30 protein-coding genes are annotated in these 25158 nt (G+C 63.3%); 16 read left to right on the top strand and 14 right to left on the bottom strand.

The window, feature by feature from the left end; translation table 11 throughout:
* The first annotated feature begins 234 nt into the window (after positions 1–234).
* On the top strand, positions 235–561 hold the full coding sequence (locus tag NJH59_RS19685; protein ID WP_043862694.1) for a helix-hairpin-helix domain-containing protein: 327 nt from the start codon (positions 235–237) through the stop codon (positions 559–561).
* A gap of 94 nt (positions 562–655) precedes the next feature.
* Here the strand turns inward: NJH59_RS19685 and NJH59_RS19680 are convergent, their stop codons facing one another.
* The gene (locus NJH59_RS19680) at positions 656–823 is read right to left on the bottom strand and encodes a DUF2897 family protein (RefSeq protein ID WP_078479756.1); all 168 of its coding nucleotides are present in this window, start codon (positions 821–823) and stop codon (positions 656–658) included.
* Positions 824–1004: 181 nt separating this feature from the next.
* Here NJH59_RS19680 and pyrF point away from each other — a divergent pair, with 181 nt between their 5' ends.
* Positions 1005–1706 carry an orotidine-5'-phosphate decarboxylase gene (pyrF, locus tag NJH59_RS19675; protein ID WP_054915847.1) on the top strand — a complete coding sequence of 234 codons (702 nt, stop codon included), beginning with the start codon at positions 1005–1007 and terminating at the stop codon, positions 1704–1706.
* A gap of 72 nt (positions 1707–1778) precedes the next feature.
* Here the strand turns inward: pyrF and NJH59_RS19670 are convergent, their stop codons facing one another.
* Positions 1779–2783, bottom strand: a complete 1005-nt coding sequence (locus NJH59_RS19670) for an NADP-dependent oxidoreductase (protein ID WP_253087203.1) — start codon at positions 2781–2783, stop codon at positions 1779–1781.
* A gap of 228 nt (positions 2784–3011) precedes the next feature.
* On the opposite strand from NJH59_RS19670, the gene NJH59_RS19665 reads away from it, so the two are divergent.
* A complete protein-coding gene (locus NJH59_RS19665) occupies positions 3012–3773 on the top strand; it encodes an SDR family oxidoreductase (protein ID WP_253087202.1) in 762 nt (253 codons plus the stop codon).
* 38 nt (positions 3774–3811) lie between these two features.
* Here NJH59_RS19665 and NJH59_RS19660 read toward each other — a convergent pair whose 3' ends face one another.
* Positions 3812–5005 (bottom strand): benzoate/H(+) symporter BenE family transporter, encoded by a 1194-nt coding sequence (locus tag NJH59_RS19660; protein WP_253087201.1) that lies wholly within the window; start codon positions 5003–5005, stop codon positions 3812–3814.
* 145 nt (positions 5006–5150) lie between these two features.
* Here NJH59_RS19660 and NJH59_RS19655 point away from each other — a divergent pair, with 145 nt between their 5' ends.
* Complete coding sequence (locus NJH59_RS19655) at positions 5151–5753, top strand: glutathione S-transferase family protein (RefSeq protein WP_100634492.1); 603 nt, start codon at positions 5151–5153, stop codon at positions 5751–5753.
* Positions 5754–5796: 43 nt separating this feature from the next.
* On the opposite strand, the gene NJH59_RS19650 is transcribed toward NJH59_RS19655, so the two are convergent.
* The 5 genes from NJH59_RS19650 to NJH59_RS19630 all read right to left on the bottom strand — a co-directional run bounded on the left by NJH59_RS19650 (position 5797) and on the right by NJH59_RS19630 (position 8436).
* Positions 5797–6168 carry a glutathione S-transferase N-terminal domain-containing protein gene (locus NJH59_RS19650; RefSeq protein WP_253087200.1) on the bottom strand — a complete coding sequence of 124 codons (372 nt, stop codon included), beginning with the start codon at positions 6166–6168 and terminating at the stop codon, positions 5797–5799.
* Positions 6169–6229: 61 nt separating this feature from the next.
* A complete protein-coding gene (gene folE / locus NJH59_RS19645) occupies positions 6230–6775 on the bottom strand; it encodes a GTP cyclohydrolase I FolE (protein WP_054915843.1) in 546 nt (181 codons plus the stop codon).
* 69 nt (positions 6776–6844) lie between these two features.
* Positions 6845–7402: a Smr/MutS family protein gene (locus NJH59_RS19640; RefSeq protein WP_043862702.1), complete on the bottom strand. Its 558-nt coding sequence runs from the start codon at positions 7400–7402 to the stop codon at positions 6845–6847.
* Between the two features lie 52 nt (positions 7403–7454).
* Entirely contained in the window at positions 7455–7772 is a 318-nt protein-coding gene (locus NJH59_RS19635; RefSeq protein ID WP_043862703.1) for a hypothetical protein, read from the bottom strand.
* Between the two features lie 73 nt (positions 7773–7845).
* Entirely contained in the window at positions 7846–8436 is a 591-nt protein-coding gene (locus NJH59_RS19630; protein ID WP_054915842.1) for a cysteine hydrolase family protein, read from the bottom strand.
* Positions 8437–8626: 190 nt separating this feature from the next.
* Between NJH59_RS19630 and prmB the strand changes: the two genes are divergently transcribed.
* Positions 8627–9535, top strand: a complete 909-nt coding sequence (gene prmB, locus NJH59_RS19625) for a 50S ribosomal protein L3 N(5)-glutamine methyltransferase (protein ID WP_054915841.1) — start codon at positions 8627–8629, stop codon at positions 9533–9535.
* An 88-nt stretch (positions 9536–9623) separates the two neighbouring features.
* Here the strand turns inward: prmB and NJH59_RS19620 are convergent, their stop codons facing one another.
* Together NJH59_RS19620 and NJH59_RS19615 are read right to left on the bottom strand one after the other, a co-directional pair.
* Positions 9624–10421 (bottom strand): hypothetical protein, encoded by a 798-nt coding sequence (locus NJH59_RS19620; protein ID WP_054915840.1) that lies wholly within the window; start codon positions 10419–10421, stop codon positions 9624–9626.
* Positions 10422–10527: 106 nt separating this feature from the next.
* Positions 10528–11490, bottom strand: coding sequence for an alpha/beta fold hydrolase (locus NJH59_RS19615; protein WP_043862707.1), 963 nt, complete (start codon positions 11488–11490; stop codon positions 10528–10530).
* 145 nt (positions 11491–11635) lie between these two features.
* On the opposite strand from NJH59_RS19615, the gene aroC reads away from it, so the two are divergent.
* The 3 genes from aroC to NJH59_RS19600 are packed head-to-tail and all read left to right on the top strand — an operon-like array spanning position 11636 to position 14441.
* Positions 11636–12727 (top strand): chorismate synthase, encoded by a 1092-nt coding sequence (gene aroC, locus NJH59_RS19610; RefSeq protein WP_043862708.1) that lies wholly within the window; start codon positions 11636–11638, stop codon positions 12725–12727.
* Between the two features lie 38 nt (positions 12728–12765).
* Positions 12766–13917, top strand: coding sequence for an MFS transporter (locus tag NJH59_RS19605; RefSeq protein WP_253087199.1), 1152 nt, complete (start codon positions 12766–12768; stop codon positions 13915–13917).
* Entirely contained in the window at positions 13914–14441 is a 528-nt protein-coding gene (locus tag NJH59_RS19600) for an acireductone dioxygenase (protein ID WP_104572084.1), read from the top strand. Before NJH59_RS19605 ends, NJH59_RS19600 begins: the two co-directional genes overlap by 4 nt.
* Before the next feature lie 92 nt (positions 14442–14533).
* Here the strand turns inward: NJH59_RS19600 and NJH59_RS19595 are convergent, their stop codons facing one another.
* Positions 14534–14806, bottom strand: coding sequence for a DUF3509 domain-containing protein (locus NJH59_RS19595; RefSeq protein WP_043862711.1), 273 nt, complete (start codon positions 14804–14806; stop codon positions 14534–14536).
* A 273-nt stretch (positions 14807–15079) separates the two neighbouring features.
* Between NJH59_RS19595 and NJH59_RS19590 the strand changes: the two genes are divergently transcribed.
* Positions 15080–15604 (top strand): ankyrin repeat domain-containing protein, encoded by a 525-nt coding sequence (locus tag NJH59_RS19590; RefSeq protein ID WP_054915837.1) that lies wholly within the window; start codon positions 15080–15082, stop codon positions 15602–15604.
* Between the two features lie 59 nt (positions 15605–15663).
* Positions 15664–16194 carry a hypothetical protein gene (locus NJH59_RS19585; protein WP_043862713.1) on the top strand — a complete coding sequence of 177 codons (531 nt, stop codon included), beginning with the start codon at positions 15664–15666 and terminating at the stop codon, positions 16192–16194.
* Here the strand turns inward: NJH59_RS19585 and NJH59_RS19580 are convergent.
* On the bottom strand, positions 16191–17132 hold the full coding sequence (locus NJH59_RS19580) for a ZIP family metal transporter (RefSeq protein WP_043862714.1): 942 nt from the start codon (positions 17130–17132) through the stop codon (positions 16191–16193). The genes NJH59_RS19585 and NJH59_RS19580 overlap by 4 nt on opposite strands.
* A gap of 129 nt (positions 17133–17261) precedes the next feature.
* On the opposite strand from NJH59_RS19580, the gene NJH59_RS19575 reads away from it, so the two are divergent.
* On the top strand, positions 17262–17453 hold the full coding sequence (locus NJH59_RS19575) for a PLDc N-terminal domain-containing protein (protein WP_043862715.1): 192 nt from the start codon (positions 17262–17264) through the stop codon (positions 17451–17453).
* 49 nt (positions 17454–17502) lie between these two features.
* Here NJH59_RS19575 and NJH59_RS19570 read toward each other — a convergent pair whose 3' ends face one another.
* Complete coding sequence (locus NJH59_RS19570) at positions 17503–17976, bottom strand: methylated-DNA--[protein]-cysteine S-methyltransferase (RefSeq protein ID WP_054915836.1); 474 nt, start codon at positions 17974–17976, stop codon at positions 17503–17505.
* Between the two features lie 186 nt (positions 17977–18162).
* On the opposite strand from NJH59_RS19570, the gene NJH59_RS19565 reads away from it, so the two are divergent.
* The 5 genes from NJH59_RS19565 to NJH59_RS19545 all read left to right on the top strand — a co-directional run bounded on the left by NJH59_RS19565 (position 18163) and on the right by NJH59_RS19545 (position 23858).
* Positions 18163–20250 (top strand): LTA synthase family protein, encoded by a 2088-nt coding sequence (locus tag NJH59_RS19565; protein ID WP_253087198.1) that lies wholly within the window; start codon positions 18163–18165, stop codon positions 20248–20250.
* Positions 20251–20513: 263 nt separating this feature from the next.
* Positions 20514–21689 (top strand): hypothetical protein, encoded by a 1176-nt coding sequence (locus NJH59_RS19560; RefSeq protein WP_253087197.1) that lies wholly within the window; start codon positions 20514–20516, stop codon positions 21687–21689.
* On the top strand, positions 21686–23020 hold the full coding sequence (locus NJH59_RS19555) for a T6SS immunity protein Tli4 family protein (protein ID WP_253087196.1): 1335 nt from the start codon (positions 21686–21688) through the stop codon (positions 23018–23020). Before NJH59_RS19560 ends, NJH59_RS19555 begins: the two co-directional genes overlap by 4 nt.
* Before the next feature lie 73 nt (positions 23021–23093).
* Positions 23094–23330: a hypothetical protein gene (locus NJH59_RS19550; protein ID WP_043862719.1), complete on the top strand. Its 237-nt coding sequence runs from the start codon at positions 23094–23096 to the stop codon at positions 23328–23330.
* Between the two features lie 198 nt (positions 23331–23528).
* A complete protein-coding gene (locus NJH59_RS19545; protein WP_043862720.1) occupies positions 23529–23858 on the top strand; it encodes a ribonuclease E inhibitor RraB in 330 nt (109 codons plus the stop codon).
* 42 nt (positions 23859–23900) lie between these two features.
* Here the strand turns inward: NJH59_RS19545 and NJH59_RS19540 are convergent, their stop codons facing one another.
* Positions 23901–24716 (bottom strand): cytochrome c, encoded by an 816-nt coding sequence (locus NJH59_RS19540; RefSeq protein WP_253087195.1) that lies wholly within the window; start codon positions 24714–24716, stop codon positions 23901–23903.
* Positions 24717–25158: the final 442 nt, after the last annotated feature.

The following is a 25158-nucleotide window of genomic DNA, read 5'->3' as shown; positions in this document are numbered from 1 at the left end:
GCCGAACTTAAGGTGGTGTCCGGGATCAGTTGACCGCTACAAGTGCGACCCTTCCGTAAAAAATTATTCTACTCCGAGCGGTATCTTTTCCTATATGCTTTTTCTTTGTTGTCATATCTTGTTTGAATCAAGTTTCCCTTGACGGTGGATTTGCGCGTTTTAGTCCGCTAGGTTCTTCAGGCAGCCAAGGAATCGCTGCCTTAGCAAGCTCACACACCAAGGAGTGCCACCGTTATGCGCAATACCTTTCTTGTTTCTCTGCTGCTCGCGCTGCTCAGCGCGTTCTCGCTGCCGTCGTTTGCGGCGGCCACCAAGGCCGCAGGCGACTTGCCAGTCACTACAGTCAGCGCAGCGCTCGCCTCAACCACCGTCAACCTGAACACTGCCGATGCGGCGACACTGCAGTCGTCGCTTGCAGGTATCGGCAAGGCCAAGGCTGAAGCGATCGTGGCCTACCGCGAAGCCAACGGCGCGTTCGAGTCAGTGGATGAGTTGCTGGAGGTGAAGGGGATCGGCCAGGCGCTGATCGAGCGCAACCGGGACAAACTGGCGGTCAAGTGACCTGAGGAGGGGCGGGTCGGGCAATGCTCGATCCGTTTTTATCATCAAATGGCATGGGCCCCCGGCGCCTGCAGAAGGCGGGGAAGCGCCACGCTTATCGGTCTTGCGCGTCCTTGGCATCGGCTTCGGCATTGCGCTCATGCACGCGCTTGAGTTGCTCTTCGGTCAAGGGCAGCTTCTTCGCCGTATCACGCAGCATCATCAAACCACCGACAATCGAGCCGATGGCAACCAGCAAGATCAACCAGGCATACCAGGGCATGAGCTTCTCCTTATCGACGGCGAATGGCGCCGCCTCTGTGATGTTGGACTCGACACGAGCGTCGATGGTTCAAGTATAAGAGGCCCACCACCTGGGGGCGAATTCGCGATCACCGGCCCCCATTGGCACTGCGCATCGGCTACAATGCGCGCCGATTTCGACTTGCCCAGAGAGCCTGCCCATGTCCGCCTGTCAGACGCCTATCATCGTCGCCCTGGATTTCCCTACCCGTGACGCCGCCCTGAAACTGGCCGATCAGCTGGACCCCGCGCTGTGTCGGGTCAAGGTCGGCAAGGAGCTGTTCACCAGCAGTGCGTCGGGCATCGTTGAAACCCTGTGTGAAAAGGGCTTCGAAGTGTTCCTGGACCTCAAGTTCCACGATATCCCCAACACCACCGCCATGGCCGTGAAGGCCGCAGCCGAAATGGGCGTGTGGATGGTCAACGTGCACTGCTCTGGCGGCCTGCGCATGATGGCAGCCTGTCGCGACGTGCTGGACCAGCGCAGCGGGCCACAGCCGCTGTTGATCGGTGTGACCGTGCTGACCAGCATGGAGCGTGAAGACCTCGCCGGTATTGGCCTGGACATCGAGCCGCAGGAGCAGGTGCTGCGACTGGCCGCCCTGGCCGAGAAGGCCGGCATGGACGGCCTGGTGTGCTCCGCCCTGGAAGCCCCGGCCCTGAAGGCCGCGCACCCGTCGTTGCAGTTGGTGACTCCGGGCATTCGTCCTGCCGGCAGCGCCCTGGACGATCAGCGTCGTATCCTTACCCCGCGCCAGGCGCTGGACGCCGGCTCCGACTACCTGGTAATCGGTCGCCCGATCAGCCAGGCGGCTGACCCTGCTCAAGCGCTGGCAGCAGTGGTAGCCGAAATTCGCGGCTAAGCGACTCGGTCCTTCGCCAGCAAGGCTGGCTCCTCCTTGTAGGAGCCAGCCTTGCTGGCGAAGTCGTTCCCCTTATACCTTCAACACCAGCTTGCCAAAGTTTTCCCCGCTGAACAGCTTCAGCAGCGCTTCGGGAAAGGTCTCCAGCCCCTCGACAACATCCTCCTTGCTCTTAAGCTTGCCGCTGGCCAGCCAGCCGGCAATTTCGTTGCCTGCGGTGCCGTACTTGGCCACATGGTCCATCACTACGAAACCTTCCATGCGCGCGCGGTTTACCAGCAGCGACAGGTAGTTGGCCGGGCCCTTGACCGCCTGCTTGTTGTTGTACTGGCTGATGGCACCACAGATCACCACCCGCGCCTTGAAATTCAGGCGACTGAGCACTGCATCGAGGATGTCCCCGCCGACGTTGTCGAAGTACACATCCACCCCTTTTGGGCACTCGCGCTTGAGTCCCTCCAGTACGTCTTCGGCCTTGTAGTCGATAACCCCGTCAAAGCCCAGTTCATCGACCAGGTAGCGGCATTTCTGCTCGCCGCCGGCAATCCCGACCACACGACAGCCCTTGAGCTTGGCGATCTGCCCGGCAATGCTGCCGACCGCTCCCGCTGCACCCGAGATCACCACGGTTTCGCCCGTCTTGGGCTCACCCACTTCCAGCAGGGCAAAGTAGGCCGTCATTCCGGTCATGCCCAGGGCGGAGAGATAGCGTGGCAACGGTACCAGCCTAGGGTCGACCTTATGCAGGCCCTTGGGCTCGCCAATGAAGTAATCCTGTACACCAAGGGCTCCGCTCACCGTATCACCCACGGCATAGTCAGGGTGCCTGGACGCCACCACTTCACCGACACCCAGTGCTCGCATGACCTCGCCGATACCTACAGGCGCAATGTAGGACTTGCCCTCGTTCATCCACCCGCGCATGGCCGGGTCCAGCGACAGGTACAGGTTCTTCACCACTACCTGTCCCTCGACAGGCTCGGTCACAGGCACGGTTTCAAAGGTAAAGTCATCACGTGTCACTGCGCCGGTGGGGCGCTTGGCAAGCACGAAGCGGCGGTTGGTCCTGTCAGTCATGGCAAGGTTCTCTCTGGAAGGCAAACCCTGTTGATAGGCCTGCATCGGCAAATCGGCAAGGTCCAGCCTTGTGGCGAATGGTGATTGATCCATCTGGATGATTGAGCCTAGCAGCTAAAATCACCCGGTTCGATGGTGTGTTCACTGCGTGCCTGATGATGCTGCCCAGGAGCCACCGCCGATGACTAGACTCCCGCCATTGTCCTCACTACGTTGCGGGAGTTATCGATGAGCATGACTTTTTCCGGCCAGGTTGCCCTGGTCACCGGGGCCGGCGCCGGCATCGGCCGGGCCACGGCGCTGGCATTTGCCGCCGAAGGCCTGAAGGTTGTGGTGGCAGACCTGGACGTCGCCGGTGGCGAACACACGGTCGGGTTGATTCAGGCCGCCGGCGGCCAGGCACTGTTCGTACCTTGCAACGTTACCCGCGAGCAGGACGTGCAGCAGTTGATGGCGCGCACTGTCGAGGCATACGGTCGTCTGGACTACGCCTTCAACAATGCCGGTATAGAAATCGAGCAGGGGCGCCTGGCCGACGGCAGCGAAGCCGAGTTCGATGCGATCATGGGCGTCAACGTCAAGGGCGTGTGGCTGTGCATGAAGCACCAGTTGCCGCTGATGCTCGCCCAGGGCGGCGGTGCGATCGTCAACACCGCATCGGTCGCCGGCCTGGGGGCTGCGCCCAAGATGAGCATCTACAGCGCATCCAAACATGCCGTGATCGGGCTCACCAAGTCGGCCGCCATCGAGTACGCCAAGAAACTGATCCGGGTGAATGCGGTGTGTCCGGCGGTGATCGACACCGACATGTTCCGCCGTGCCTACGAGGCCGATCCACGCAAGGCTGAATACGCCGCCGCCATGCACCCGGTCGGCCGCGTGGGCAAGGTCGAGGAAGTCGCTGCAGCGGTCCTGTACCTGTGCAGCGACGGTGCGGCATTCACCACTGGCCAGGCTCTGGCAATCGATGGTGGTGCCACCGCTATCTAGCGGGTGGGGCAGGGGAGGGCCAGGCCCTCCCGTGTCGATCAGGCAGCCTTGCGCCAGTTCAGGATCATCAGCGTCAGTACCCCCGCCACAATCCCCCAGAACGCCGAGCCGATCGAGAACAGCGTAAAGCCCGAGGCCGTGACCATGAATGTGATCAAGGCCGCCTCGCGCTCCCTGGCCTCACTCATCGCGACCGTCAGGCCGTTCATGATCGAGCCGAACAGCGCCAGTGCGGCAATCGACAGCACCAGCTCCTTGGGCAACGCGGCGAACAGTGCCGCCAGGGTGGCGCCGAACACGCCGGCAATGCCATAGAAAATCCCGCACCAGACCGCCGCAGTGTACCGCTTGCTCGGATCTTCATGGGCATGCGGCCCGGTACAGATCGCGGCGCTGATGGCCGCCAGGTTGATGCCGTGCGAGCCGAACGGGGCCAGCAGCAGCGAGGCCAGGCCCGTCACTGAAATCAGCGGCGAGGCAGGTACCTGGTACCCGTCCGCACGCAGCACCGCCACACCCGGCATGTTCTGTGAAGTCATCGCCACCACGAACAGGGGGATGCCGATGCTGATGGTCGCAGCCAGCGAGAACGACGGCGTGGTCCATACCGGTGTCGCCACCTCCAGGTGGAAGCTGCTGAAGTCCAGCAACCCCATCACTGCGGCGATCGCGGTGCCCACCACCAGCGCGGTCAGTACCGCATAGCGCGGCGACAGCCGCTTGATCAGCAGGTAGCTGAAGAACATCCCCAGCACCAGGGCGGTCCGATGCTGGGCTGCAACAAAGATCTCGCTGCCGATCTTGAACAGAATGCCGGCCAGCAGGGCCGCGGCCAGCGATGCCGGAATGCGCCGTACCAGGCGTTCGAAACTGCCTGTGAGCCCGCAGATCACCACCAGTACGGCGCAGGTGATGTAGGCGCCGATTGCCTCGCCATAGCTCACGCCGCCCAGGCTGGTGATCAGCAAGGCTGCGCCGGGGGTCGACCAGGCGACCGTGATGGGCGTGCGATATCGCAGTGAAAGGCCAATGCTGCATACCGCCATGCCGATCGACAGCGCCCAGATCCACGAGGAAATCTGCGCGGTGGTCAGGCCGGCCGCCTGGCCCGCCTGGAACATCAGCACCAGCGAGCTGGTATAGCCCGTGAGCATGGCAATGAAACCGGCGACCACCGCCGAGGGGGAGGTGTCGGCCAGCGGACGCATTGGCGCAGAGGTGGCGTCAGGCATGCAGTAATCCTTGTGCGGGTGTAAGCGGGTTTTTCAGACTACGCTGCGATAGGGCGAGTTTTGCCATACAGCAACCATTGCATTTAACCGTACAGTCGCCAACTATGGACGGCGGTTTCGTTTCAGCTTTGGAGAGGGGGGAACAATGTACAAGGTCTACGGGGATTACCAGTCGGGCAACTGCTACAAGGTCAAGCTGATGTTGCACTTGCTTGATATTCCGTACATATGGTGTCCCGTGAACATCCTCAATGGCGAGACCGAGCGCCCTGAGTTTCTGGTCAAGAACCCTAACGGCAAAGTGCCGGTGCTGGAGTTGGAGGACGGCAGTTATCTGTGGGAGTCCAACGCCATTCTTAACTACCTCGCCGAAGGTAGCCTGTTCCTGCCGAGTGAACCGCGTTTACGTACGCAAGTGCTGCAGTGGCAGTTCTTCGAGCAGTACAGCCATGAGCCCTACATTGCCGTGGCACGTTTCATCCAGTTCTACCTGGGCATGCCCGAAGATCGCGTCGATGAATACAAGTCGTTGCAGAAGGGCGGGCACAAGGCGCTGAAGGTGATGGAGAAACAGTTGCAGGAAACGCCCTACCTGGTCGGTGACAAGTACTCGATTGCCGATGTGGCGTTGTATGCCTACACCCATGTGGCCCACGAAGCTGGCTTCCTGCTGGATGATTACCCGAAGATTCGCGCCTGGCTGGAACGCGTGGCCTCGCATGAGCGGCATGTGCCCATGATCGATTGATGGTGTTTTGCCGGCAGGGAGCAGCCCTGCCGGCCAAGCGCTATCAGACCGTCGAGAACCGCTGGTTCAGGTAGTCGATGATCACCTTGGACTCGTACATCCAGGTGGTCTTGCCGTCTTCCTCGATGCGCAGGCACGGCACCTTGATCTTGCCGCCTTGCTCCAGCAGGGCCTGGCGATCCTGTTCGTTGTTCTTCGCGTCACGCAGTGCCACCGGCACGTTCAGGCGGTGCAGTGTGCGGCGGGTCTTCACGCAGAAGGGGCAAGCGTGAAACTGATACAGGCTCAGCCCCTTGGCCTGCTGCTCGACATTCGCCTGGGCGGCCGCATCACGCTTGAGCTTGCTCGGGCGGCTGACCCAGTCGAGGAAGACGATCAGCTGGCCAAGGCCAACCCGCAGTGCTTTGACGATCATGGCAACTCCTCACAATGAAAAAAGCCGACCTGGGCAGGTCGGCTCGCAGAACCTCGGCCGATTACTTGATCAGGCTGAGGAACTCGCTGCGGGTGGCAGCATTGTCGCGGAAGGCGCCGAGCATCACCGAGGTGATCATCGACGAATTCTGTTTTTCCACACCGCGCATCATCATGCACATGTGCTTGGCTTCGATCACCACGGCCACGCCCAGCGCGCCGGTCACCTGCTGAACCGCCTCGGCGATCTCGCGGCTGAGGTTTTCCTGGATCTGCAGGCGGCGAGCGTACATGTCGACGATGCGCGCCACCTTGGACAGGCCCAGCACCTTGCCGCTCGGGATATAGGCGACATGCGCCTTGCCAATGAACGGCAGCATGTGGTGTTCGCACAGCGAGTACAGCTCGATGTCCTTGACCAGGACCATTTCACTGTTGTCGGAGCTGAACAAGGCGCCGTTGGTCACCTCTTCCAGGGTTTGGTCGTAGCCGCGGCAAAGGTACTTCATGGCCTTCGCAGCCCGCTTGGGCGTATCGAGCAGGCCCTCGCGGGAAACATCCTCGCCGAGTTGGCCGAGAATCGCGGTGTAGTGCTGTTCCAGGGACATGGATCTACCTGTGGGATTTATCGCAAAAGCGAAGGGTACGGCGGCTGTGACGGCGCTGCAAGCGCGGCGTTACTCGTCACGCCCTTCAAGCATGGTCCGCTTGAGCATGACATACACCGCGCCGGTGCCGCCGTGGCGCGCCTGGCACGAGGTAAAACCCAGTACCTGGGCATGCTGGCGCAGCCAGGTGTTGACGTGGCTCTTGATCATCGGACGCTTGCCATCGAGCCGCACCGCCTTGCCGTGGGTGACTCGCACGCAGCGCACCTCGAAGCGCGTGGCCTCTGCCAGGAATGCCCAGAGGGTCTCGCGGGCTTTCTCCACGGTCATGCCGTGCAGGTCCAGGCTGCCTTCGAAACCGATCTGGCCAAGCTTGAGCTTGCGCATCTGGCTTTCCTGCACGCCATCGCGGCTCCAGTGCAGGTCGTCTTCCGGGCCCACGTCGATGACGAACTGATCGGACAGGCCGTCGATCACCGTCTGGTCGCTGCGCACGGTCGCGGCCTGGCGCAGGCTGGCCAGTTGCTTGCGGTCGGCCTTGGGTTTGCCGGTGTCGGCGCGATCATGCCGGATCGGCTTGACGCCGTGCATCTGGCTCTTGAACAGGGAAAAATCGTCGTCTTGCATGTAAGCCTCCGCCTGGGCGGCGCAGTTTACGCGACTCCCCACAGGGTTGCAGTCAATCGTGTTTCTTCATCAGGTGCGGCGACAGGTTCAGCCCCCTGGCACGGCGCAGGCGCAACCGGCTGCGGCGCCAGGACCAGACGCCCAGGTACAGCGACAGCAAGCCCAGGCCCAGCACCACGGCAGCGCCGGGGCGGTTGTTGTTGAGCTCGCCCAGCGCCTCGGCATGGCCCAGCAGGCCAGCGACGCCGGCCATGGTCAGGAGCACGCCGAGTATCGCCAGCAGTGCCGAGAACGCCGTGGCCAGGCGTGCGCCCCAATTGCGTTGTTCCCGGGGACGCAGGCGCCTGGCGTCGAAACTGGATAACTTCATTCCGACTTTCCTCAAAGGGTATCCGGGGTTGGACCCGAACGCCCCAGAGTGGTTCCACTTGCCTGTCGGGTGGTCAGATCAGGCTGTTGACGGGTGCGACACAGGCAAAGTTGTCGGCCATGATCGCCATTTCGCTCTGCTGGATCTGTGCGGCCGGGATCACGCCGTCCTTGAACGGCAGGTCGCGGGTGGCGCAGCCGTCTTCGACCAGGGTGCAGCGATAGCCGTAGTCCTTGGCGCGGCGCACGGTGGTGCTGACGCTGGAGTGGCTCATGAAGCCGCACACGATCAGGTCCAGGTGGCCGTACTTCTGCAGCGTCTCGTGCAGTGTGGTGTTCTTGAAGGCGTTGGGCATGCGTTTTTCGATGACGACTTCATCGCCCTGCGGCTCCAGGCCCGGAATCCACTCGCCGCGCGAGCCCTGTGGGTCGAACAGGCCACCCACGGTGCCCAGGTGGCGCACATGCACCACGGGCCGGCCGGCCTTGCGTGCAGCCTCGAGCAGTTTGCCGATGTTGGCCACCGCTTCGTCCATGCCCGACAGCGCCAGGGGCCCGCTCAGGTACTCCTTTTGCGCATCGATAATCACCAGGCTGGCGTTGCTAAGCTTGGCCGGCGGATAACCGCGACCGCTGAGGTGGAACATCGTCGTTGGAACGGACATCAGGGGCTCCTTTGGATAGGGCTTTTCACCTATTGTCCCCTGCTTGGCGACTTATGTGAATGGCTTAGCGTGCATGCGGCGTGGATAGCGGCCTGCAGGCATGAGCACAATTGCGGCCAGAGGCGTATTGGCGGGCCCATTTGTGTTCCAGGCTGTTAGAATTGCCGGTCGTCTTTAAAGGAGTCTGCCCGTGATCACTTCCCGCCTGCGCACCCTGCGCGACCACATCCGTTGGGCTGTCAGCCGTTTTCATGAGCAGGGGCTGTTTTTCGGGCATGGCGCCGACAATGCCTGGGACGAGGCACGCCTGCTGGTGCTGGGTTCGGTGCATCTGCCATGGGAAGTGGCCGACGCCTATCTCGATTGCCGTCTTGAAGACGACGAGCTGGTCAAGCTGCAGCGCCTGCTCAAGCGACGTATCGAAGAACGCGTGCCGACCGCGTATCTGCTTGGCGAGGCGTGGTTCTGTGGCATGTCGTTCATCGTCGACGAGCGCGTGCTGATCCCGCGCTCCCCCATCGGCGAACTGATCGAAAAACGCTTCGAGCCATGGCTGGCTGCCGAACCCGCGCGCATTCTCGACCTGTGTACCGGCTCCGGCTGCATCGGCATCGTCAGCGCCGACGTGTTCCCCGAGGCCGAGGTGGTGCTGGCCGACCTGTCGTTCGAGGCGTTGGAAGTGGCCAACCAGAACATCGAGCGCCATGGTCTTGAAGAGCGTGTGTTCACCGTGCAGGGCGATGGGTTCGAGGGGTTGCCGGGGCAGCGTTTCGACCTGATCCTGTCGAACCCGCCGTATGTCGATGCCGAGGATTTCGCCGACATGCCCCAGGAGTACCACCACGAGCCGGAGCTGGGCCTGGCCTGCGGCAATGACGGTCTGGACCTGGTACGGCGCATGCTGGCCGAGGCGGCGGATCACCTGACCGAGAAGGGCCTGCTGATCGTCGAGGTCGGCAACAGCCAGGTGCATGTCGAGCAGTTGTACCCGGAGGTGGATTTCGCCTGGCTGGAGTTCGAACGTGGCGGGCACGGGGTGTTCATGCTCACGGCCGAACAATGCCGGCAGCATCAGGCGCTGTTTGCTTCGCGGGTGTAAGGGATACAGGTTTCAAGCCTGTCGCGGGTCAAGCCCGCCCCAACAGGGCCGCATTGCCGTGTTGGGGCGGGCTTGACCCGCAACGCTTTCAGCGGTTGGTGGCAATCCAGATCAGCAGCCCGGCCTGGAATACCGCAAAGGCCACCAGGCAGGTGATGGTGAAGCGCAACCCGCTGTCTTCGCGGCGGTACTTGTTGACCCGCTCATCGCGCTCGCGCAGTTGTGCTTCCTTCTCCTGCAGGTTCTGCTCGGCCTGCTGCAGCATGCCCGCAGCATCCAGGATGTCTACCTTCTGCACCTTGTCGGTGTTCCAGCCACCCTTGAGCTGACCTGCCTGGACTTCCACGCAGCGCCCCTTCAGGTGCTGCGCATCGGCGTACTCGACCTCCAGGCCATGGCTGCGCAGCACCTGGTCGCGGCGCAGGCGTGTGTCTTCGTTGAGTGCGTCCTTGTTGGCCAGGGCCATGCCCTCGACCCGGTAGTGCGACCACTTGCGCTGTACCCAGTGCACCGCCTGCGACAACAGGAAGCGCCCCAGGCCACGGCTGACCGGCTCGATCTGCAAGCCACTGTCGGGGCCGATCTTGATCTGGTGCAACTCATGGTCCACCCAGATATCCAGGCGATTCTGCTCCTTGCGCACCTTCTGCCCAGGCAGGCGCACTTCCATGCGCAGCAGGCTGTGGGTCTTGTTGTGCCGTTCGGCATAACCGTACTGCACGAAGCGCAGCGGCCGCGCGCCGGTGTTGCGGTCGGTGGGCTGCGGGGACAGGCGCAGCATCTGGAAATGCTCGGGCACAACGTCCGCCCAGGGCAGCGGGGCCGCTTCCGGGGCTGGCGATTCGTCGGTCGCGTCTGGGGCGTCCTGGGGGGTGGCTTCAGTCATCACGGCGGTCCTTTTGTGCACAGCAGGCGGGTCGCAAGGGCGACGCCTGCACCGGCTTATCGGCCGCTTTGCGCAAGACTGGAGACACAATTTGCGCCAATTCGCTTCATGCCGCCGGCAATCGACGAATGAACTCGACGATCCGCTCGCCCAGGGCACTGGCCAGGGGCAGCTCGGGGTTGTTGTAGCTGTCGCGCTGCTGGCTCATGGCACGCGGGCTGATGCGCAGCATGTGGTTCATGCCGTCGATCAGTGCCAGTTCGGCGTCCGGCTTGGCAGCGTGCAGGCGCTCGGCATCCTCGACCTCGACCTGGACGTCGTTGCGCCCCTGCACGATCAACGCCGGCAAGTGGAGGCGGGCGAAGGCGGCGGCCGGGTCCTGGCGAAACAGCGAGATCAGGTACGGCTGCACACTGGGGCGAAACACGTCGCGCAGGTGCAGCGGTACCTGGGTGCTGGGCTGGCCGGCCTTGAGCTGCTCGATCAGGCGTACGGCCTGGGCCCGCTCGGTCGCCGGCAGGCGCTCACCCAGTTGCTCGCGCAGCACCTGATCGACCGGGCGCCCGCTGCCTGCCACTGAAATTACCGCGCTGGCGCCGGCCTGTTCGGCCGCGAGGCTGGCGATCAGTGCGCCCTCGCTGTGACCCAGCACGATCAGCGGGCCGAAGCGCGGGTCGGCCTTGAGCAGATGGCCCCAGGCAACGGCATCGGCCACATAGCGCTCGACGCTGAGGTTGCGCTCGTCGGGGGTTGCCGCGCGGCTGGCGGCCACCCCGCGCTTGTCGTAGCGCACGCTGGCAATGCGGTTGTTGGCCAGCAGCAGGGCCAGGCGCTTGAGGTTGTCGATACGTCCGCCGGCGGGATTGTTGCCGTCACGGTCGGTGGGGCCGGAGCCGGCGATGATCAGCACCACCGGTGGCGGCGTGTCGCTGCGCGGCAACAGCAGGCTGCCCTGCAGGGTGCCGTCGTCGGTCACCAGGCTGATCGGTCGTTGCAGTACCGTGGGGGCAGCAGCCTGGGCCAGGCCGGTAAACAGGAGGAACAACAGGGCGAACGTGCGCAGCATCATCAGGCCATTAGCGAGGAGGTGGCGTTTTGACTCGTCCGGCGGCATTAGGTTCGCGCCTGGAGGTGATCTAAGGGTATACCCTGCGTATACTGGTTGGCCTTGTTACCATCCAGTTAAAAATCAGGCTGAACGCGGAGCGCCCTGCATGTCCGGCAATACCTACGGCAAGCTGTTCACTGTCACCACCGCTGGCGAAAGCCATGGCCCGGCGCTGGTCGCCATTGTCGATGGCTGCCCTCCGGGCCTGGAGCTTTCGCTGGCCGATCTTCAGCACGACCTGGACCGGCGCAAGCCCGGTACCAGCCGGCACACCACTCAGCGCCAGGAGCCCGACGAGGTCGAGATTCTATCTGGCGTGTTCGAGGGCCGTACCACCGGCTGCGCCATCGGCCTGCTGATTCGCAACACCGACCAGAAGTCCAAGGACTACTCGGCGATCAAGGACCTGTTCCGCCCGGCCCACGCCGACTACACCTATCACCACAAGTACGGCGAGCGCGACTACCGTGGCGGCGGCCGCAGCTCGGCCCGCGAAACCGCGATGCGCGTGGCTGCCGGTGCCATCGCGAAGAAGTACCTGGCCACCCAGGGCATCCGCATCCGCGGCTACATGAGCCAGCTGGGCCCTATCGAAATCCCGTTCAAGACCTGGGAGTCGGTGGAGCACAACGCCTTCTTCAGCCCCGACCCGGACAAGGTGCCGGAGCTGGAGGCCTACATGGACCAGCTGCGCCGTGACCAGGACTCGGTGGGTGCCAAGATCACCGTGGTCGCCGAAGGCGTGATGCCCGGCCTGGGCGAGCCGATCTTCGACCGCCTCGACGCCGAGCTGGCCCATGCGCTGATGAGCATCAACGCGGTCAAGGGCGTGGAGATCGGTGCCGGCTTCGACAGCGTGGCCCAGCGCGGCACCGAACACCGTGACGAACTCACCCCCGAAGGGTTCCTCAGCAACAATGCCGGCGGCATCCTGGGGGGCATCTCCTCGGGGCAGCCGATCATTGCGCACCTGGCACTCAAGCCGACCTCCAGCATCACCACCCCGGGCCGTTCCATCGATGTGGATGGCAACCCGGTGGAGGTCATCACCAAGGGCCGTCACGACCCCTGCGTCGGCATCCGTGCCACCCCTATCGCCGAGGCGATGATGGCCATCGTGCTGATGGATCACCTGCTGCGCCACCGCGGCCAGAACGCCGATGTGCGGGTAGCCACCCCGGTGCTGGGCCAGCTGTAGTGCACCTGCCCGACGTCGACGCCACGGCCCGCTGAGCCGTGGCGCCGATTCCCTACTGGCGGCTGTCCAGCTTCTACCTGTTCTATTTCGCCTTGCTGGGTTCGACAGCGCCGTTTCTGGCGCTGTATTTCGATCACCTGGGGTTTTCCAGCGCGCGCATCGGCGAGTTGGTGGCCATCCCCATGCTGATGCGCTGCGTGGCACCGAACCTGTGGGGCTGGTTGGGCGATCGCAGCGGCCAGCGCCTGCTGATCGTGCGTCTGGGGGCCTTGTGCACCCTGGCCAGCTTCTCGTTGATCTTCGTGGCCAAGAGCTACGCCTGGCTGGCGCTGGTAATGGCCCTGCACGCGTTCTTCTGGCATGCGGTACTGCCGCAGTTCGAGGTCATCACCCTGGCCCACCTGCAAGGTCAGACTGCGCGCTACAGCCAGGTGCGGCTGTGGGGGTCGATCGGTTTCATCCTCACCGTGGTGGCCCTGGGGCGATTGTTCGAATGGTTGAGCCTGGACATCTACCCGGTGGCGCTGGTGGCGATCATGGCCGGCATCGTGCTGGCCAGCCTGTGGGTGCCCAATGCCCAGCCGCCAGGCCAGCACGAGCGCAGCGATGGTGGCGGCTTTCTCAGGCAACTGGCCAGCCCTGGCGTGGCCGCGTTCTACATGTGCGTGGCATTGATGCAGTTGAGTCACGGCCCGTATTACACCTTTCTCACCCTGCACCTGGAGCGCCTGGGCTATGCCCGCGGCACCATCGGCATGTTGTGGGCGCTGGGGGTGGTGGCCGAGGTGCTGATGTTCCTGGCCATGAGCTGGATCCTGGTGCGGTTCTCGTTGCGTCGGGTGCTGTTGGCGAGCCTCTTACTGGCGGCCTTGCGCTGGTGGCTGCTGGGGACCTTTGCCGAGTATCCGGGCGTGCTGCTGTTCGCCCAGTTGCTGCACGCCGCCACGTTCGGCAGTTTTCACGCGGCCGCCATCGCCTTCGTGCAGCGCAGCTTCGGCGCTCGCCAGCAGGGCCAGGGGCAGGCGCTGTATGCGGCCCTGGCCGGTACTGGCGGTGCGCTGGGTGCCCTGTATTCGGGCTACAGCTGGAACGCCCTGGGCGCCACCATCACCTTTAGTATTGCCAGCGTCGCGGCCCTGGTCGCAGCCGTTATCATTGCGTTTCGAATGACAGAGGAAAAGGCCCCATGAGCAGCCTGAGCGTGTTTCACCAGTCCACCCCGGACATTCCCAACAAGGTGCTGACCCACCTTGAAGACATCGCCGCGACACTGGCCGAGCAGGGAATAAGGTTCGAGCGCTGGACGGCGCAGTCGCCTGTGCAGGCCGATGCTGGCCAGGCCGGTGTGCTGGCCGCCTACCAGGTGCAGATCGACCGGCTGCAACACGAAGGCGGTTACCGCGCCGTCGACGTGATCAGCGCCAGTGGCGATCCGATGAGCGAACTGCTGGACGAACATGTGTATTCGGATGACCTGGTGCGTTTCTTCGCAGCCGGGCGCAGCCTGGTCAGCGTGCGGGCAGGGGAGTACGTGCATGCGGTGGTGTGCGAGAAGGGGGATCTGATCGTGGTGCCGGCGGGGTTGCGGGTATGGATCGATGGCGGGGACAACCCGCACTTCGTGGCGGTGCGACTGTTCAATCAGCCTGAAGGGGTGGTGGCGCAGTTCACGGGGGAGAAGCTGGCCGAGCGTTACGCGCGATTGGACGATTGATCACGCCGAGGCCACTGGCTTGCAAGCCAGCGCTCACAGGAACCAAGGTGATCCTGTTGGCACTGGCTTGCCAGCAAAGGCCGCTACGCGATTCAGCGATAGGTCGGTAGTGCGAACCGCTGTTGGCTTTGCAGCATCGAGATCACCGGCAGCTCGCTGGCCTGCTCGGCCAGGTCGCGGCGGATCGCGCTGATCGCCCACGACAGTTGCTCGGCACTGTGCAGCTGGCCATACGAAATCGAGCGCTTGACCTGTTTGCCGTCGGCGGCGCGCAACGTCAGCAGTACACCGCCATCAGGGCGAGCCTGGGTGGTGACGTCGTAGGCGGAAAATACCGAGGCGAATTTTTGCTGGATGAGGTCCATATCAGCTCCTGACTGTTGTGTGGCAGACATGAAGTGATAGGTGCAGCGACCGTGCCAGTTTTCCTTGATTAAAAAAAGCTTATAAAACAATGACTTAAAGTTATCGTACAGAAGGGGTGCCGTGCATTCTGCATGGTCGTGCAATTTGCACAGTGCATTTTGCAGTGCCTTGCGGCCAATAGATTCGCTCTGTCGTCCTCATGGGATTTGCGAGGTTGACCCAAAGCCTTCCCTGACAAAGACTTGGGCTCTACCGCAGCCAGGAGGTTCCCGATGACCGACCACCCAACCCCCACCCCGATGAACGACGATGAAGCCGCAGCCTTTGCCGAAGAAGTGTTCGATCGGGCGCGCAAGGGGGACGCCGACATGCTTGGCCGTCTGCTGGAGAAGGGCCTGCCGGTCAACCTTCGCAATGGCAACGGCGACACGCTGCTGATGCTTGCCAGCTACCACGGCCACCTTGAAGCGGTGAGGGTGCTGCTTGAGCACGGCGCAGACCCGCAGATTGCCAATGACAAGGGCCAGTTGCCGATTGCCGGTGCCGCTTTCAAGGGTAACCAGGCGATGATCGAGCTGCTGGTGGAGAAGGGCGCGCTGATCGATGGAGCGTCTGCCGATGGCCGTACCGCGCTGATGCTGGCCGCGATGTTCAACCGCACCTCCATCGTCACCTACCTGCTCGGCAAGGGCGCGAACCCCAACCACCGCGACGCGCAGGGCGCCACCGCACTGGTTGCCGCGCAAACCATGGGCGCACCCGACACCGTCGCCCAGTTGCAGGCGCTGGCCGGCTAACTGCCAGGGGGCTTTTGCGGCTATCCTTGGCGACTTTTTTCGCCTCGCAGGGCCCCCGCATGAAAAACCAACTGGTCGAACTCATCGGCAAAATCAGCTCCGGCTGCCTTCCGGACGCCGAAATCGAGCGCATCGCCGATGAAGCGGCGCAGGCCTATGCCGACCCGCAGGCGTTCCTGGCGGCCAACCCCGACATCAACTACGACGACACCTTCCCGATCCCGCTGGGGGAGTGGGTGGTGATCGGCAGCCTGCCCGATACCGTGCTGTTCCAGGCCGACACCTACAGTGACCTGTTCCAGCAGATCACCGACTCGTTCGGCAAGGACGTTGCCTTCAACATCAAGCCCAAGCAACTGGTCAAGGTCGAGCCGCTCACGGCACTCAACCGCATCCAGGTGCAGATGGGCAGCATGAACAAGGAAAACGGCGGCTACACCCTGGTCAACATCAGCCAGTTGCTGGACGACGAATTGCAGATGGTGCTGGTGTACGGCAACGACGTGCCGCGGGTGCTGGAACTGTGCGCCGAGGTCGGCATCGCCGCGGCGCCTGCCCTGGAGGCGCTGCGGGTCGCGGTACACGTCTAGCCCAGCGCGGTATCCAGGAACATCATCACCGCAAAGCCGCCCATCAGGCCCAGGGTGGCCGAGGTCTGGTGGCCATTGCGGTGGGTTTCGGGGATCACCTCGTGGGATACCACGAAAATCATCGCCCCGGCCGCCAGGCCCATGCTCACCGGGTAGGCGATGGCAAAACCGGTGGAAATGCCCAGGCCGATCACTGCCCCGATCGGCTCCATCAGCCCCGAGCCGACCGCCACCAGCGCAGCCTTGAGGTTGGACAGGCCGGTGGCGCGCAACGCCAGTGCCACGGCCAGGCCTTCGGGAATGTCCTGGATGGCGATGGCGGTGGTCAGCGGCAGGCCCACGTTGAGGTCGCCGTTGGCAAAGCCCACGCCGATGGCCATGCCCTCGGGCAGGTTGTGCAGGGTGATCGCCAGCACGAACAGCCACACCCGGTTGATGCGTTCCGACTGTGGGCCGCAGGGGCCGGTGCTTTCGTGCTCATGGGGCGTGAAGCGGTCCAGGCCCAGCATCAGCAGCACCCCCAGACCCATGCCGACCACCACGGTCAAGGCCGCGAAAGGCCCGTTGCCGGTGATTTCACGCGCAGCCTCCAGGCCCGGCAGAATCAGCGAAAACGAACTGGCGGCGAGCATCATGCCGGCGGCGAAGCCGAGCATCACATCCTGCGAGCGGGCGCTGACGTCGCGCAGCACCACCGCCAGCACCGCGCCTAGCGCCGTGGCGCCAAACCCTGCCAGGCCGCCGAGCAGGGCCATGTGCAGGTTGTCCTTGTTGTCGCCGTGCACCGCGTTCCAGGCACTGGCAACCAGCAGGCCGAGCACGGCGAGCAGGCTCAGGGCCAGGCCGGCACTGAGCCATGGGGTGGCCTGAACCTGGTGCAGCCAGGCGCTGCGCAGGGAGGTCGGGTTGGCGTTGGCGGAGCTTTGGGCGGGTGGCATGGAGGCCTCTGTGGTACGGAGTCGATCAATCGAGTGTAATCACTGCGCGGCGTGTGCGACGAGCGGTTCGCCGCTATGGGGCCGATAGCCAGCTACGCTGAAGGCAGGTTCAATCATGGGAGTATCACCATGGGGTCGACGTTCAATGGGTTGGTGGGGCTGGTCATTCTGGCGCTGGATATCTGGGCGATCATCAACGTGATCAAGAGCGGCGCCAGTGGCGGGGCCAAGGTGCTGTGGATCCTGCTGATCCTGCTGCTGCCGGTGCTGGGCCTTATCATCTGGGCGATTGCCGGGCCACGGGGCAACGTTAGGCTGTAGCGCCAGTCCAGGCTCTTGTGGGCGTGGGCCTGCCCGGCGATGCGGCGGCTCAGATCAACCAGGCGCCCTCAAGCTGCAACAACTGCTGCTTGCGCTCCAGGCCACCTGAAAACCCGGTCAGGCTGCCGTCGCTGCCAATCACCCGGTGGCACGGCACGATTACCGCCACCGGGTTGGCGCCGTTGGCCGTGCCTACCGCGCGTATCGCCTTCGGCCGCCCGACGCGCTGCGCCAGTTGTGCATAGCTGGTGGTGGTGCCATACGGAATCTGCTGCAGCGCCCACCACACTGCACGTTGAAATTCGGTACCCCGTGGCGCCAGGGGCAGCTCGAAACGCTGGCGCCGGCCTTCGAAATACTCGTCGAGCTGTCGCGCTACCGTATCCAGCTGCGCGCCCGCCGGCTGCCAGCTTTCGGCCAGTTGCCAGGGGTGGGCGCTGTCCATGTGCAGCAGGTGCAGACCTTGTTCATCACCGGCCAGCAGCAACTGGCCGATAGGGCTGGGGTGGTAGCGAAAGTACATGGTGAGTGGCTCCGGGCATGTCTGGCCCACACGATACCCGAACACTGAGCTATTGTTCGAGGCGCGGTTTTCAACATAATTTTCACATTCGATTGCTGACAATCCGCGCGCGAATTTCCGTTCGTCCAAGGGCCACGCAATGTCCCGGCCCTCATAAAAATCTGAACCCTAGGGATCTTCCTGTCCATGGCTAACACGGATGCCTTGAGTCATCAGCGAGCCGCTTCGCGCCCGTTGCTGCAACCAACGCTCAAATCACACCTCGCCTATACCCTGCTGTGCGGCCTGGTGATCATGCTGATGCTGAGCCTCGTGCGCCTGGCGCTGCTGCTCTACAACAGCGACATGATCGGCGACACCCCACTCTCGACCGTCGCTGAAGGCTTCCTCAACGGCCTGCGCTTCGACCTGCGCGTGGTGGTGTACCTGAGCATTCCGCTGCTGCTGGCGATCCTCAGCGCTCGCGCCATGGCCGCCCGTGGCCTGTTTCGCGTATGGCTGACCCTGGCTTCCAGCGTGGTGATGTTCCTCGGCCTGATGGAGATGGACTTCTACCGCGAGTTTCACCAGCGCCTCAACGGCCTGGTGTTCCAGTATGTGAAGGAAGACCCCAAGACCGTTCTGAGCATGCTCTGGTACGGTTTTCCGGTGGTGCGCTACCTGCTGGCCTGGGCCTTTGGCACCTGGGTGCTGAGCCTGCTGTTCAAGGGCATCGACCGTCTTACCCGCCCGCGCGGCGAGTACTCCAGCAACGTCGCCGGCCTGCGCAGCGTGGCGCCCTGGTACCTGCGTGGCGCGGTATTCGTGGTGATCCTGCTGGTGGCCGTGATCGCCGCCCGTGGCACCCTGCGCCAGGGCCCGCCGATGCGTTGGGGTGACGCGTTCACTACCGACTCCAATTTCGTCAATCAGCTGGGCCTTAACGGCACCCTGACCCTGATCGACGCCGCCCACAGCCGTTTTGGCGAAGACCGCGGCAACATCTGGAAGGCCACCCTCGACCAGAGCCAGGCCCAGCAGACCGTGCGCGACATGATCCTGACCGAGAACGACCAGCTGGTGGATGCCGACAGCGCGGCGATCCGCCGTGACTTCACCCCGCCTGCGGCCAACAGCCTGCCGATCAAGAACGTCGTGGTAATCCTGATGGAGAGCTTCGCCGGCCACTCGGTGGGCGCGCTGGGCAGTACCACCAACATCACCCCGTACTTCGACAAGCTGGCCAAGGAAGGTCTGCTGTTCGACCGTTTCTTCTCCAACGGCACCCATACCCACCAGGGCATGTTCGCCACCATGGCCTGCTTCCCGAACCTGCCAGGCTTCGAATACCTGATGCAGACGCCGGAAGGCGGCCACAAGCTGTCCGGCCTGCCGGCGCTGCTCAGCGCCCGGGACTATGACGACGTGTACGTCTACAACGGCGACTTCGCCTGGGACAACCAGTCCGGGTTCTTCGGCAACCAGGGCATGACCACCTTCATCGGCCGCAATGACTTCGTCAACCCGGTGTTCTCCGACCCGACGTGGGGGGTGTCCGACCAGGACATGTTCGACCGCGGCGCACAGGAGCTTGCGCACAACTATGGCAAGAAGCCGTTCTATGCCCTGCTGCAGACCCTGTCCAACCACACTCCGTATGCGTTGCCCAAGGACCTGCCGGTGCAGCCGGTGACCGACCAGGGCCGCCTGAACGAGCACCTGACCGCCATGCGCTACTCGGACTGGGCGCTGGGCCAGTTCTTCGAGAAGGCGCGCAAGGAGCCGTACTTCAAGGAAACCCTGTTCGTGATCGTCGGCGACCACGGCTTCGGCAATGCCCAGCAGGTCACCGAACTGGACCTGGGCCGCTTCAACGTGCCGCTGTTGCTGATTGCGCCGGGCATCCAGGAAAAGTTCGGTGCGGTCAGCCACACCGTGGGCACCCAGGTCGACATCGTGCCGACCATCATGGGCCGACTGGGGGGCGAAACCCGTCATCAGTGCTGGGGGCGTGACCTGCTCAACCTGCCGGCCGGCGATGAAGGCATCGGCATGATCAAGCCATCGGGCAGTGAGCAGATCGTCGGCCTGGTGCAGGGCGATCGCATTCTGATCCAGTCCAAGGACATGTCGCCGCGCATGTACCGTTACCAGCTTGGGGCCAACTTCAAGGCCGAGGTGATCGAAAGCCCGGACCAGGCACAATTGAGCCGCAAGCTGGAGTCCTACATCCAGACCGCGACCAAGAGCCTGCTGGACAACACTGCCGGCGTGACCCACAGCACGCCGCAATGACGCACGGGCTGTTGCACTGACCAGGACCCCGGCTTGCCGGGGTCTTGGCTTTTCGGGCCGTGGGTGCTCAAATCACGCGCCTCAGCAAGAGGGGCCGACAGCGGTCCCGCAAAAAGGATGTTTGCGTGCGTGTGTTCGTGTTGCTGGTTTGCCTGTGCCATTCGATCCAGGCGGTGGCTGAAGCCGTATCGCCTGCGCCCCAGATGGCTCAGGAATGTGTAGGGCGCTCGCGCCTTGTGGTACCGGCCAGCCTGGAGTGGCAAATGAGCGGTCTTCGCCTGGGCGAGCCGTTCGCCCGCTTCATGCCTGGTGGCGATACGTGGCAGGCCGACTACGGCGCGCCGGCGTTCTCCGGGGAATCGCACCTGGTCACCATCGATGTGAGCCCGCTCACTACCCGTGAGCTGTACGACCGCCTCAAGGATCGTCTGGTCCTGAGCCGGGCCAATGCACAGGGCGAGTTCATCATGGCCGAGCAGACACGCATCGGGAACCTGATGACCCCGTACCTAAAGGCCCAGAAGCCGAGCGAGTACCACGCCTTGAACGAACGGTACAAGGCACTAGCGCGCACCTTCGAGCGCATCGACAAGATCCCCGGTGAGCGGGCGTCGCTCGAGGCGATGATCGCCGATTTCGGGGGCAAGGGCTGGCCAGTGGACACGCTTCAGGCGCGGCTTGAGCGGCTCAACCGTGAAGACGCGGGGTACCCCGTCTCCGATCGCTTCAAGTGGCAAGTCCTGCCGGACTTTGCCCTGGAGGATGGCTATGCGGTGTACAACGAGCATGGGTTGACCGTGGTGCTGTGGCGCCAGTCGCGCGTCTACAAGCTCAACTTCGGTTACATCGAACGTGGAGTGAGCAACGAGCAGGTGCTGCAGCGGCTGGACCCGCATGTGCGCCGTGTGCTCGCCGCCTTGCGTCCACGCGCCGCCTTCGAAGTGCCTCGGCAACCGGGTATATGCCTGCCGTTCGGCTTTCTGGCCGATGACGGCACAGCCCCCTATGTGGTGCGCGCCGCGTGGTTCGGGCGGCACCAGGAGGCGGTCCGCTACGACCTTCAGGTGGCCAGCCAGTCGCTGCGTGAGCAGTTCGAGGCCCGGCGGGCCGCCGACCTGTCGCTCGATCGCGCTGATTTCCCCGTACTTGAGCAACTGCCGGAACGCCAGTTCCGGCTGGGGCAGATGACCATCCTGCAAACCACCACGCTGACCAAGTGGTACCTCGAACACGAAACGGATCGCCGCGAAACATTCCAGCTGCGCGCAGCGCACCTGGGCGCCACGCCCGTTCCTTCGATGATCCTGCAGGTGGACCAGTTGCACAGCCGCGACGGCCTGAGCCTGAAGCTGTTGGAGACAGAAGCCGTCGAGATACTGGGGCAGGTGCAGGCCCTGCCGAACGCACCGCAAGTGGCACAGAAAAGGAAACGTACATGAAGTCGTTACACATGAGCTGGATGTGGCTGGCGTTGCTGGCAGCGCCCCTGTCGGCGCTGGGTGAGCCGGATTACCAGACGCCGCCGGGTTGGCGTACCGAGTGCATGGGGCGGGTGCAGTTCGATGTGCCCAAGGAGATTGCCTGGCACCTTGCCGGGGGCTACTGGCAAAAGCCGGACTTCGACCCCGTGCGCCCAACCATCGCCCCGGGTGGCCAGCAGATCATGTATGGCGAGGGCGTGACACCCGAGCAGACCTACCTGGTGAAGATCGAAGTCAGCCCCGTGACGGATCGCAATGTCTTCGATCGCCTGCAGCTTATCCACGGGCCTGATCGCGGTTCGGCGCAAACACGCGTGGTACGTGCGCAGATCGACGCGCTGCAAGCCCAGATCGATGCAAAAAAGGCTGACGACGAAGACTATTCCGCGTTGCTTGAACAGCATCGCGCCCTGGACGACACCATTACGCGAATCAACTGGGTGAGCACCGAGTTGTTCGTACTCAACGACATGATCCGCGAGTTCTCGGCCACGGGGCGCCCCACCGTCAAACTGGAGGCTGAACGCGCAGCTTATCTCGAGGAACAGGCCAAGTGGCCGACCGACGCATTGTTCGAGCAAGAGCGCTTTCTGGACCTGGGGATTGCAGATACGTTCGCCGACTGGGTGCCGGGTGAGATGACGGCCCATCTCTGGCGTAACCAGCGCATCTATCGCTTTGTATTTCATGCAGGGTCGGACGCTGCCGGCGTACCGGTCTCACTGGAACGTGTCGAGCCCAGGGCCCGTGCCTTGCTGGCGGCCTTTCGAACCCGCGAGCAATACGAAATCCCGCAGCAGCGCGGCTTTTGCCTGCCGTTCGGGTTCATTGCCGACGATGGCGCCCCGCATCATTCGATAACGCTGGGCTTCAACCCCGTGGGCAACCCGCACCTGCTGCACCGCCTGAGCATGGGGCGCGAGATCAGGAAAGACGCCGATTTCATGCCGAAGCTGTTGGAGCAGGTGATTTCCAGGCGGTTTCCGACGCTCGTCCAGACCGACATCTTCGGCCCGCTGCGCGTGCTTGTCGGGGCCCTCGACGGCAACCTCCGCGGTGCGCGCTACAAGGCCTATGATGCGTACCACAAGCCGGTGGATTACGAAACGTTCACGCTCGACGGCGACGCTCCGCCCACTGGATACCAGCCTGGCGTGGGGCTGACGGTGCTCGATGATCATTCCCAGCCGCAGCTTGCGTTCGAGCGCACCCGCGTCGATATGCTGCAGACCCTGAAAAGCATCCGGGCGCTGCCGGGCGGCCATCGTTTTGCGCCGCAGGCCGACTGAACAACCGCCCAGGCGCGGGGTCAACGGAAGGTAAGGCTGATTCACCCTGAGTCGCGTTACTGAGGAGAATCCAATGAAAGCGTGGGTAATTACCTTTGTTGACCAGAAAGGCGAAAGGACCTCGCTGTCGTTTGACGCCGAGCAGCAGCCCAGTATCGAAGAGGCGGCTCGGGTGATTCGCGCCCACCTCTATCCTGTCGTGGACAAGGCGGACCTCAATGATTTCGAGGGCCGCGTGTCGATGCCCACTGCCGAATGGCTGAAGCAGGACAGTGGCGTGGAGATCAAGGAAATCAAAGAACAGCCCTGAGCGCTCGCGCTACTGGCATACCCTTATGATTGGCGCTAGTCTGCAGCCAGGGTCACGGGTTATTTACCCAGCCGGCCCTTTTCCCTTAAACCATCGCTGCATCCGCTACATCCGCTCGAGTTGCCCACCCACGTTTGGCAGGGTGGGTCAGTGCGTAATGCACTGAAAGTCTATCCATCGCGACGAGGAGGACGATTCATGAGCAGCCCGTATGAGGACATCAGCAGCACGGTTCTACGCCGCATGAAAGAAGGCGGTTTCGATTTTGCCCAGATCCATCCCATCGAGTTCTATGCGGTGTTCCCGGACGAGGAGCGGGCGCGCAGGGCCGCAGGCAAGTTTCGTGGTGAATCGATCAACACCCAGGTACGCGAAAGCGACGAGGGGTGGCAGCTGGAGTTGAGCAAACTGATGTTCGCCACCTATGGCGGCATCGGCGAGTTCGAGCATGACTTCGAGCTGGCAGTTTCCCCTTTGGGCGGCCAGATACAGGGCTGGGGCGTCAAGCAGGAGCGACTGCTCGCCTGAGCCTGTGTATCCGCGGGGCGGCCATGCCGCCCCCATCCATTTTCAGGGTACTTCCACCCCGGACCGCTTGCGGCTGGCCATGTGCGCCAGATACCCCAGCAACTGGTCCAGTTCTGCGTCGCTGATCACCGTTTCGGCAAAGCCGGGCATGCGCGCCTGTGGCCACTGGCGCAGGCTTTGGGGGTTGCGGATGTAACGGCGCAAGAACGTCGGCTGGAAGTACTCGGTGGGGTTGAAGGGCAGGTTCAGGTCGGGCCCGAACTGCGCATCGCCGGCACCGTTGAGTCGGTGGCAGGCCAGGCAGTTTTTCTGAAACACGGCAAAGCCCAGGTTGACCGGGTCGTCCTCACGCAGTTGCGGGTCTGGCAGCAGTGCCGGGAAGCGCGATGCCACAGGGGTCAGGCGGCGAATGGTGGCAAGCTGGAAAGGCCATTGTTCGGGGCTGATCCGGCCTGCCTGCGGTTGGGTCCACACCAGGTAGAAGGGCCCGGCGCTGCCTTTGCCCTTGCTCAGGGCTGGCCATGGGTGGGCGGGGTCCTCTATGGCCAGCCAGGCGCGTGCCGGGCCGTTGCCGAGCAACGGGGCAGCGGGCAGTTCGGCGGCAAAGCCATCCAGCGCCACGGCCTGCAGATGATCGCCGGGGGCTACGCCCTCCAGCAGCGCCACCATGGGCACTGCGCGGTAGTGCATGGTCTTCTTGTAGGAAACGTCACCGTCGATGCGGATATCCCGCGCCTGCGGGTGAGCCAGCAGTTGAGCGGTGCTCCACTGGCGCTCGGCGCCGCCCAGGTTCAGGGTCAGCTGTGCGGCGTGCAGGGGCAGGCTCAACAGCAGGATCAGGGCAAGGCAATGACGCATCGGGTGCTCTCCAACCATTCAGGCCGGCAGGATACACCAGCGTTGCGATGATGCCTGGTTACAGAACGGATGGGCTTCAGCCGAACAGTCGTGTGAGGTTGGGCACGATCAGCAGCAGCGTCGTGGCGAAGAGGATGAGGCCGGCTTGACGTACTTTGGAGTGCTTGAACATGGCGGTCTGCCTTTTTGTTGTTATTCCTGAATGCCGTGTGGCGTCCTTGGCCAGGGTCCGTGATAACCCGCGAGCGCTGTCGAAATGTCCGCGTTGCCCCCGCATCGGACCTGCTTTGCTTCGATATACAACTAACCTTAGGGTCAACGTCACCCGTGTTTTAGAACGCTTTCGTATTAAATGGTGGGTTCTAAGGCACTACGGCTATGAGGCCAAGGGCCATCCGGCGACCATCCCTTCAGCTAGACACGTGCGTGCGCTCCGGGGCGT

Origin of the sequence: Pseudomonas sp. VE 267-6A, from assembly GCF_024126555.1 — a bacterium.
GTDB lineage: Bacteria > Pseudomonadota > Gammaproteobacteria > Pseudomonadales > Pseudomonadaceae > Aquipseudomonas > Aquipseudomonas palmensis.
The sequence above is the reverse complement of the archived record's forward strand: the minus strand, read 5'-3'. Positions and strand labels throughout refer to the sequence as shown.

What these genes read in the sequence shown, in the direction of transcription:
- NJH59_RS19545 (WP_043862720.1), top strand. Translation starts at nt 23,529, where the DNA reads ATGAGCAGCCCGTATGAGGACATCAGCAGCACGGTTCTACGCCGCATG.
- folE (WP_054915843.1), bottom strand. Translation starts at nt 6,775, where the DNA reads ATGTCCCTGGAACAGCACTACACCGCGATTCTCGGCCAACTCGGCGAG.
- NJH59_RS19620 (WP_054915840.1), bottom strand. Translation starts at nt 10,421, where the DNA reads ATGACTGAAGCCACCCCCCAGGACGCCCCAGACGCGACCGACGAATCG.
- NJH59_RS19615 (WP_043862707.1), bottom strand. Translation starts at nt 11,490, where the DNA reads ATGATGCTGCGCACGTTCGCCCTGTTGTTCCTCCTGTTTACCGGCCTG.
- NJH59_RS19630 (WP_054915842.1), bottom strand. Translation starts at nt 8,436, where the DNA reads ATGTCCGTTCCAACGACGATGTTCCACCTCAGCGGTCGCGGTTATCCG.
- NJH59_RS19550 (WP_043862719.1), top strand. Translation starts at nt 23,094, where the DNA reads ATGAAAGCGTGGGTAATTACCTTTGTTGACCAGAAAGGCGAAAGGACC.
- NJH59_RS19650 (WP_253087200.1), bottom strand. Translation starts at nt 6,168, where the DNA reads ATGATCGTCAAAGCACTGCGGGTTGGCCTTGGCCAGCTGATCGTCTTC.
- NJH59_RS19685 (WP_043862694.1), top strand. Translation starts at nt 235, where the DNA reads ATGCGCAATACCTTTCTTGTTTCTCTGCTGCTCGCGCTGCTCAGCGCG.
- pyrF (WP_054915847.1), top strand. Translation starts at nt 1,005, where the DNA reads ATGTCCGCCTGTCAGACGCCTATCATCGTCGCCCTGGATTTCCCTACC.
- NJH59_RS19635 (WP_043862703.1), bottom strand. Translation starts at nt 7,772, where the DNA reads ATGAAGTTATCCAGTTTCGACGCCAGGCGCCTGCGTCCCCGGGAACAA.
- NJH59_RS19680 (WP_078479756.1), bottom strand. Translation starts at nt 823, where the DNA reads ATGCCCTGGTATGCCTGGTTGATCTTGCTGGTTGCCATCGGCTCGATT.
- NJH59_RS19555 (WP_253087196.1), top strand. Translation starts at nt 21,686, where the DNA reads ATGAAGTCGTTACACATGAGCTGGATGTGGCTGGCGTTGCTGGCAGCG.
- NJH59_RS19560 (WP_253087197.1), top strand. Translation starts at nt 20,514, where the DNA reads ATGAGCGGTCTTCGCCTGGGCGAGCCGTTCGCCCGCTTCATGCCTGGT.
- NJH59_RS19655 (WP_100634492.1), top strand. Translation starts at nt 5,151, where the DNA reads ATGTACAAGGTCTACGGGGATTACCAGTCGGGCAACTGCTACAAGGTC.
- NJH59_RS19575 (WP_043862715.1), top strand. Translation starts at nt 17,262, where the DNA reads ATGGGGTCGACGTTCAATGGGTTGGTGGGGCTGGTCATTCTGGCGCTG.
- aroC (WP_043862708.1), top strand. Translation starts at nt 11,636, where the DNA reads ATGTCCGGCAATACCTACGGCAAGCTGTTCACTGTCACCACCGCTGGC.
- NJH59_RS19565 (WP_253087198.1), top strand. Translation starts at nt 18,163, where the DNA reads ATGGCTAACACGGATGCCTTGAGTCATCAGCGAGCCGCTTCGCGCCCG.
- NJH59_RS19580 (WP_043862714.1), bottom strand. Translation starts at nt 17,132, where the DNA reads ATGCCACCCGCCCAAAGCTCCGCCAACGCCAACCCGACCTCCCTGCGC.
- NJH59_RS19600 (WP_104572084.1), top strand. Translation starts at nt 13,914, where the DNA reads ATGAGCAGCCTGAGCGTGTTTCACCAGTCCACCCCGGACATTCCCAAC.
- NJH59_RS19585 (WP_043862713.1), top strand. Translation starts at nt 15,664, where the DNA reads ATGAAAAACCAACTGGTCGAACTCATCGGCAAAATCAGCTCCGGCTGC.
- NJH59_RS19540 (WP_253087195.1), bottom strand. Translation starts at nt 24,716, where the DNA reads ATGCGTCATTGCCTTGCCCTGATCCTGCTGTTGAGCCTGCCCCTGCAC.
- NJH59_RS19660 (WP_253087201.1), bottom strand. Translation starts at nt 5,005, where the DNA reads ATGCCTGACGCCACCTCTGCGCCAATGCGTCCGCTGGCCGACACCTCC.
- NJH59_RS19590 (WP_054915837.1), top strand. Translation starts at nt 15,080, where the DNA reads ATGACCGACCACCCAACCCCCACCCCGATGAACGACGATGAAGCCGCA.
- NJH59_RS19570 (WP_054915836.1), bottom strand. Translation starts at nt 17,976, where the DNA reads ATGTACTTTCGCTACCACCCCAGCCCTATCGGCCAGTTGCTGCTGGCC.
- NJH59_RS19640 (WP_043862702.1), bottom strand. Translation starts at nt 7,402, where the DNA reads ATGCAAGACGACGATTTTTCCCTGTTCAAGAGCCAGATGCACGGCGTC.
- NJH59_RS19665 (WP_253087202.1), top strand. Translation starts at nt 3,012, where the DNA reads ATGAGCATGACTTTTTCCGGCCAGGTTGCCCTGGTCACCGGGGCCGGC.
- NJH59_RS19670 (WP_253087203.1), bottom strand. Translation starts at nt 2,783, where the DNA reads ATGACTGACAGGACCAACCGCCGCTTCGTGCTTGCCAAGCGCCCCACC.
- NJH59_RS19595 (WP_043862711.1), bottom strand. Translation starts at nt 14,806, where the DNA reads ATGGACCTCATCCAGCAAAAATTCGCCTCGGTATTTTCCGCCTACGAC.